This window comes from Sphingomonas sp. NPDC079357 (assembly GCF_044901155.1).
In the GTDB taxonomy this organism is placed as follows: Bacteria; Pseudomonadota; Alphaproteobacteria; order Sphingomonadales; family Sphingomonadaceae; genus Sphingomonas.
The window spans coordinates 40,286-46,554 of record NZ_JBJDOM010000012.1 but is presented as its reverse complement, the minus strand read 5'-3'; the positions used below and the strand labels follow the sequence as shown (position 1 = coordinate 46,554).

Genomic DNA, 6,269 nt, shown 5'->3' with positions numbered 1-6,269 from the left:
AACACGCACACCCCCACCCCCCCGACCCCCACCCCCGCCCAGGCCACAGCCCCCACCCCCCACCACCACCCCGCCCCCCCCACCCCCCCACCCCCCCCCACCCCCCACCCCTCAGCGAATCACGCGGGCCCCCCCGCTTTCGACACGGCGTCCCTAAGCGGGCCTATCCCCTTTGCACTCGTCTTGCGCGTTGCGCCCCGATCGGGCGCGGTTTGGGAAGAAAGTCGTCATCGGCAGGTCTATGTTGCCCTAGTTTTCTTTACCGGGTAGATTTACGTCGAACAGGCCGGTTTGGCAACGCGAGCGGACTCGCATGGCGATGGGCAGGCAAATCTCCGTTTTCCTTGCGGTGATGTCGAGCAGACGTGCCTTTTGTCATCACGTCGAGATGACAAACGTCACTACGCGGCAGCCGCTTTGCCGATCACAATGACGGCTCATCTGCAAAGGGCCGTGTCATGCTTCTCGCCACTCTTTTCGCCGTTGCCGCAGCGCAAGTGGCGATGCCGGATTCGACACCATCCGGGGTCGTGGCCATGCCGTCAGAGAGCGAGCCACGGCGGATTCGAACGCCCGAGATGGTCGCGGACTTCTATCTTCCTGCCGCGTCCCGCCCTGTGCCGGCCATACTCCTGCTGGGCGGTTCCGAGGGTGGGCTGTCCAAAGGCGGCGCACGCGAGGCGCGGCTGCTTGCCGAACGAGGCTATGCGGTTCTGCACCTTTCCTATTTCGGCAGTCCCGGGCAGCCTGCCACGCTCAAGATGATCCCCGTGGAGACGTTCGACCGCGCGCTCGACTGGCTGAAGGCACAGGCCGAGGTCGCCGGAGATCGGATCGGCGTGATCGGCACCTCCAAAGGTGCGGAAGCCGCGCTGCTGGTCGCATCGCGCCGCTCCGATATCAGGATTACCGTGCTGGGTGTGCCGTCCAGCGTCACCTGGCCGGGGATCGACAATGCCAACCTGGTGACCGAAGCGTCGTGGAGCGAGAACGGCAAGCCGGTGCCCTTCGTGCCGTACGGATGGACCGGCGAATGGAAGGGCATTCACGCGCTATACGCCGATGGACTGAACGACGCCGCGGCGGTCGAACGTGCAAGCATCCCTGCCGAGCGGGTCAACGGACCGATCGTGATGGTCTGCGGCGAGCGCGATTCCCTTTGGCCCTCCTGCCCGATGTCGCAGGCGATCCAGGAACGCCTGCGGACCCGCAGTTTCACGCATCCGGTCACGTTGCTTTCGTATCCCGAAGCAGGCCACGCCGCGTTCGGACCGCCCGTGGAGGCCAGTGCGCAGAACGCCGCCATGCTGAGCTTCTTCGGGGGCACGAGTGCCGGCACGACCGCGGCACGTACCGATAGCTGGCCCAAAGTGCTGGCAGCGATCGACGCGGCCCTGAAGCGGAGCACCGCACGATGACCGCTCGTACCCCCGCAGCACGGCTGACCGGGGTGCGCAAGATGCTGGGACGCCGGCCCGTTCTCGAGGCCCTCGACCTGACGCTCGACACCGGCGTGGTCACGGCGCTGATCGGCCCCAACGGGGCCGGCAAGACGACTACCGTCTCTCTTCTCACTGGTCGGCTGTCGCCCGACGCGGGAACGGTCCGGCTGTTCAATCTCGATCCGCGCCGGGCCGAGGCCCGCGGCCGGATGGGGGTCATGCTCCAGGCGGCCGGCTTGCCGGACGTGCTGACGGTCCGCGAACTGGTCATGCTGCACACCGGCTATTATCATCATCCGCTCAGCCTGAGCGAAACGCTTTCGCTGGCGGGTCTGGCCGAACTGGCCGATTGCCGCTGCGGTGCGCTGTCGGGCGGGCAGGTCCGGCGCGTGCAGTACGCGCTCGCCATTTGCGGCCGCCCCGACCTGTTTGTGCTGGACGAGCCGACCGCCGCGATGGACCGCGAGGCTGCGCGTGGCTTGTGGCGTACCGTCCGTGGAGTCGCCGACCGCGGCGGCGCGGTGTTGCTGACCAGCCACGACCTGGCCGAAGCGGACGCGCTCGCCGACCGGGTGGTGGTGATGGCCGGGGGCCGGATCGTCGCCGACGATACGCCCGCCGCCATTCGTGCGCGGGCGGGAGGGTCAGTGATCCGCTGCCGCGGCAGAATGACGCCGGCGGTCGCGTCCGCACTGCCCGGTGCGCGCGAAGCGGCAACGGAGGGGGCGGAACTACGCATCGTCAGCAGCGATGCGGCCGCCACGGTACGCGCGCTGCTCGATGACGATCCGACCCTTTCCGCGCTGCGCGTCGCCGACGCCACGTTGGAAGACGCCATTGCCGCCCTGCTCGCACCCGACCGAAGGATCGCCGCATGACCGCCTACACTCTTCCCCCCGGCGTCTGGCGCCGCGAGGCCTTGGTCGAGGTAAAGCGCAGCCTGCGCCTACCCCAGTTCCTGCTGCCCACGGTGCTGACTCCTGCAGCGTTCTACGGCCTGTTCACGCTGGCAATCGCCAAGGCACCGAGTCCGGTCGCAGCTGCGGCGAGCCTAGCCGGCTATGGCGTGTTCGCGGCCATCGGCCCGGCGCTGTTCGGCTTCGGCGCGGGCGTGGCGATGGAGCGTGAACAGGGTCTCATCGAACTGAAGCGTGTCTCGCCGATGCCCGCCAGCGCCTACGTCATCGCGAAGCTCGCAGCCGCGGTGCTGGCCACGGCGATGGCGGTCATCGCGATCGACCTGCTCGCGATCGTCGCCGGTGTCCGGCTTTCTCCCGCCAACTGGGTGGCACTGACCGCACTCCATCTCGCCTCCGCCGTTCCCTTCGCGCTGATCGGCTTCGGGATCGGTATGCGGATGAGCGGAAAGGGCGCGGTGGCGGTCGCCAACGCCCTGTTCCTAGGATCGGCCGTGTTGGGCGGCCTGTGGATACCCTCCGCGATGCTGCCAGCGTGGATGCGCGGGATCGGTGAAGCGACACCGGCCTATCACCTCGGCCAGATCGCCCGGTCCATCGTTGGGGCCGACACGATCGGATCGCTGGAGGTGCATGGCGTGATGACGGTGGCAATGACCGGCGTGGCAGCCCTCTGGGCGTGGACAGGCTGGCGGCGGAGTCCGGCTTGACCCGTTCCATCGTCGCGATGGAAGGTGGCGGGATGCGGACGGCGAGCGAGCGTTGGTGGGACGGCCCCTGGCCCTGGCTGGTCTATCTCGTCTTCCTGCCCCTGCCGTGGCTGTGGCGAGCGCCCGATCTTGCGACGCTTTCCCTGACGGGGATAGGCCTCACGCTGTTCCTGCCGCTGTACTTCGCCGCGCATCGGGTCCGGGGAGTTCGGCTCATCGGGGCCACCGCAGCCATCACCGCCATCGGCATAGCCCTGGCACCGCTGCCGGTGGGCTGGACCGTGTTTCCCATCTACGCCGCTGCGGCGATCGGCCGTGCGCGTCCGCGGCAAACCGCGTTTGTTGCCATCGCCGCGATCGCCGTTGTCACAGCAGCAGCCGGCTTCGGTCTGTCACAGCCGACGCTCTGGTGGCTGCCCGGCGTCTTGCTGGTGGTCATGACCGGGAGTGCCACAGTGTCGCGCGAGGCCTTCTATGAGCGGGCGCAGGCTTTGCTGCGCACCCAGGAGGAGGTGCGCCGCCTCGCCGGCACCGCCGAACGCGAGCGGATCGCACGCGACCTGCACGACGTGATCGGCCGCACACTGACGCTGGTCGCGCTCAAGGCCGATCTTGCCGGCAGGCTGGTCGACCGCGATCCCGACCGCGCCAAGGATGAACTGGCCGCCATCGCCGGCGCGGCGCGCGGCGGGCTGGCGGAGGTGCGCGCGGCGCTCGCGGGCCAGTCAGGCGGCAGCCTGTCGCACGAACTGGCGGCATCGCAAGCCGCACTCGCCACCGCCGGCGTCGCCATCGAGCGTGTGGGCGATCCCGACCAGGTTGCCGATGGTGCCGGAGCGATCCTCGCCATGACGCTGCGCGAAGCGGTGACCAACGTCATCCGCCATGCGGGTGCATCGCAGTGCCGCCTCGATATTGCTTGCGGCGCGAACGGCGCAACGCTGACCGTGGCCGACAACGGCCGCGGCGGATCGTTCAGGGAAGGCAACGGGCTGACCGGCATGCGCCAGCGGCTCGCCGCAGCAGGAGGCGACCTTTCGATCGTCACCGATAGCGCGGGCACACAACTCCGTGCGACGGTGCCGGCATGACCCTGCCGTCGATCCGCATCGTGGTGGCGGAGGATCAGGCGATGGTGCTCGGCGCAATCGCCGCCCTTCTCGAGCTCGAACCCGATCTGGCCGTGGTGGCGTGTGCGACGAACGGCGATGCCGCGCTCGATCATGTCCGTGTGCTCCGACCCGACATCCTGCTGACCGACATCGAAATGCCGGGGCTGTCGGGTCTGGATCTCGCTCGCGCTGTTCGGGGCGAGCGGTTGCCGACGCGCACGATCGTGGTCACCACCTTTGCCCGGCCAGGATATCTCACCCGTGCGAGGGCGGTCGGGGTGCGTGGCTACCTGCTCAAGGACACGCCCGCCGATCAACTTGCCGCAGCGATACGCACCGTGGCCACCGGCGGACAGGTCATTCGCGCCGATCTCGCCGCAGCAACATGGGAGGCGGGCGACGATCCCCTGACCGACCGGGAGCGCGACGCGCTGCGCCTTGCCGAGCAGGGGCTGTCCAACAAGGAAATTGCCCGCCGCCTCGTTCTATCACCCGGGACGGTTCGCAATTATCTATCCGATGCTGCGGCAAAACTCGGTGCGGCCAATCGTATCGAAGCAGGCCGGGTCGCTCGGAACAATGGCTGGCTGTGATCGCCCGCTCAGGCTCAATGCGTCGGCGGATTAACAATGTGCGTCCGTCTCACCGATCGTGCGCTGCGTCTCACGGAATGCGCGTCGGGCGATCCTATCCGTCTCAAACAATGTGCCCCGGAAACCGCTCTTTATTGCGCGTTCAGCCGGGCATCATTGCAGGCCGCTACAGTTAGCAGGCGTGCAGCTGAAGAAGTCCGCCTGATCGGCGAGACTGGCGATCTCCTGGCACTCCAAGGTGGCGAGATCGTCAAACGAGACCGTCTGCTCCTCCGCCAGTCCGGGGAAATGGGCAAGACCGCCCTCGATGCACAAGCGGACCTCACCTTTTATCGTCTCGTCCAAGGCCTTGCCCTTCTGCATCAGATCACTCCAACTATGCTCCGGGCCTCGGTGGCAGCGGCGCATCGTACAGATTTATCCAGCGCATGCCCATGCGTTGCCATGCTTTAGGAGCAGAGCGCCTCACCATAGCACTTGTGCGACCTTGCCGTTCTGCATAATATCATATCTGAATTATTGAAGGTGTGCACACGTGCATATTATCACTCTTGCAGCTCAGAAGGGTGGCGTTGGCAAAACGACGCTCGCGGTGAATTTGGCGGTCGCTGCTGAAGCGGTCGGGATCAAGACGGCTCTCTTTGATCTCGACCCGCAGGAGAGCGCGACCGCTTGGAGCGAGCGACGAACGGCCGAGCTGCCGCACGTCGAGCCAATCAGTGCGAGACGCCTCGACCAAGCGATTGATGCAGCTGAGGCCAACGGCTTTGCACTTACTATCATCGACACACCGCCAGCGGCGGGCGCGGAAGCCGCCGCAGCGGCGCAGCGTGCCGATCTGGTCGTTATCCCCTGCCGTCCGTCATTGATCGATCTTGATGCGATCAAGCGCACGGCACAGCTTATCACCAGCACGGGGCGAACGGGCGTGGTCGTGCTGAATGCCGCCCCCCCTACCGCAACCACATTGCTGGACGATGCCAAAACGCTTGCCGAGGCAACCGGCTTACGGGTGGCGCGTGCCGTATTGCGGGAGCGCAGCGTCTACCGAGCGGCATGGCCTTACGGCTTGGGCGTCATTGAGCATGAGCCGAAAGGTAAAGCTGCCTTGGAAATTGCAGCCTTGCAGAAGCACATATTTGATGATGTGATCAATTGCACACCTGCAAATGTGAAAGCTTGATTATGGCGAAACGGACTTCCCTGTTGGGGCCGGCAGTAGCGGCACCCTCCCCTCGCGAACCCGAGCTGGAACGCCAGTCGGCTCCGGCGACCTTGCCGCCGAGTGCCGCACGATCAGGTGGCAAGCGACCGGGTAAGTATCACCTCGGGGCATATTTTGATCCTGCAGATCCCACGGCGGAGGCATTTCGCGTTTTGGCAGCGCGGACCCGGCGGAGTCACCAAGATCTCCTTGCTGAAGCGATCAGCGAACTGGTCGCCAAGTATGAAGCCGACAAGCAATTCGGCCGTGTGTGACGATGTGCACACCTGC

Annotated in this window: 8 protein-coding genes; 7 read left to right on the top strand and 1 reads right to left on the bottom strand. The window is 66.4% G+C overall.

The window, feature by feature from the left end:
• Positions 1-458: 458 nt before the first annotated feature.
• From ACI2JO_RS19450 to ACI2JO_RS19430, 5 genes are read left to right on the top strand one after another with little or no spacing between them, the layout of a single operon-like run.
• The gene (locus ACI2JO_RS19450; protein WP_082132090.1) at positions 459-1,418 is read left to right on the top strand and encodes an acyl-CoA thioester hydrolase/BAAT C-terminal domain-containing protein; all 960 of its coding nucleotides are present in this window, start codon (positions 459-461) and stop codon (positions 1,416-1,418) included.
• A 41-nt stretch (positions 1,419-1,459) separates the two neighbouring features.
• Positions 1,460-2,320 (top strand): ABC transporter ATP-binding protein, encoded by an 861-nt coding sequence (locus tag ACI2JO_RS19445; RefSeq protein ID WP_404722175.1) that lies wholly within the window; start codon positions 1,460-1,462, stop codon positions 2,318-2,320.
• Entirely contained in the window at positions 2,317-3,069 is a 753-nt protein-coding gene (locus ACI2JO_RS19440) for an ABC transporter permease (RefSeq protein WP_035386401.1), read from the top strand. The genes ACI2JO_RS19445 and ACI2JO_RS19440 overlap by 4 nt, the downstream gene beginning before the upstream one ends.
• Positions 3,066-4,160 (top strand): sensor histidine kinase, encoded by a 1,095-nt coding sequence (locus ACI2JO_RS19435; RefSeq protein WP_198010912.1) that lies wholly within the window; start codon positions 3,066-3,068, stop codon positions 4,158-4,160. Before ACI2JO_RS19440 ends, ACI2JO_RS19435 begins: the two co-directional genes overlap by 4 nt.
• Positions 4,157-4,774, top strand: a complete 618-nt coding sequence (locus ACI2JO_RS19430) for a DNA-binding response regulator (RefSeq protein WP_047867241.1) — start codon at positions 4,157-4,159, stop codon at positions 4,772-4,774. Before ACI2JO_RS19435 ends, ACI2JO_RS19430 begins: the two co-directional genes overlap by 4 nt.
• A gap of 153 nt (positions 4,775-4,927) precedes the next feature.
• Here ACI2JO_RS19430 and ACI2JO_RS19425 read toward each other — a convergent pair whose 3' ends face one another.
• The gene (locus ACI2JO_RS19425) at positions 4,928-5,137 is read right to left on the bottom strand and encodes a protealysin inhibitor emfourin (RefSeq protein WP_047867242.1); all 210 of its coding nucleotides are present in this window, start codon (positions 5,135-5,137) and stop codon (positions 4,928-4,930) included.
• A gap of 172 nt (positions 5,138-5,309) precedes the next feature.
• Here ACI2JO_RS19425 and ACI2JO_RS19420 point away from each other — a divergent pair, with 172 nt between their 5' ends.
• Positions 5,310-5,957 carry a ParA family protein gene (locus tag ACI2JO_RS19420; protein ID WP_047867243.1) on the top strand — a complete coding sequence of 216 codons (648 nt, stop codon included), beginning with the start codon at positions 5,310-5,312 and terminating at the stop codon, positions 5,955-5,957.
• A 2-nt stretch (positions 5,958-5,959) separates the two neighbouring features.
• Positions 5,960-6,253, top strand: coding sequence for a ribbon-helix-helix domain-containing protein (locus tag ACI2JO_RS19415; protein WP_373853882.1), 294 nt, complete (start codon positions 5,960-5,962; stop codon positions 6,251-6,253).
• The last annotated feature ends 16 nt before the right edge of the window (positions 6,254-6,269 follow it).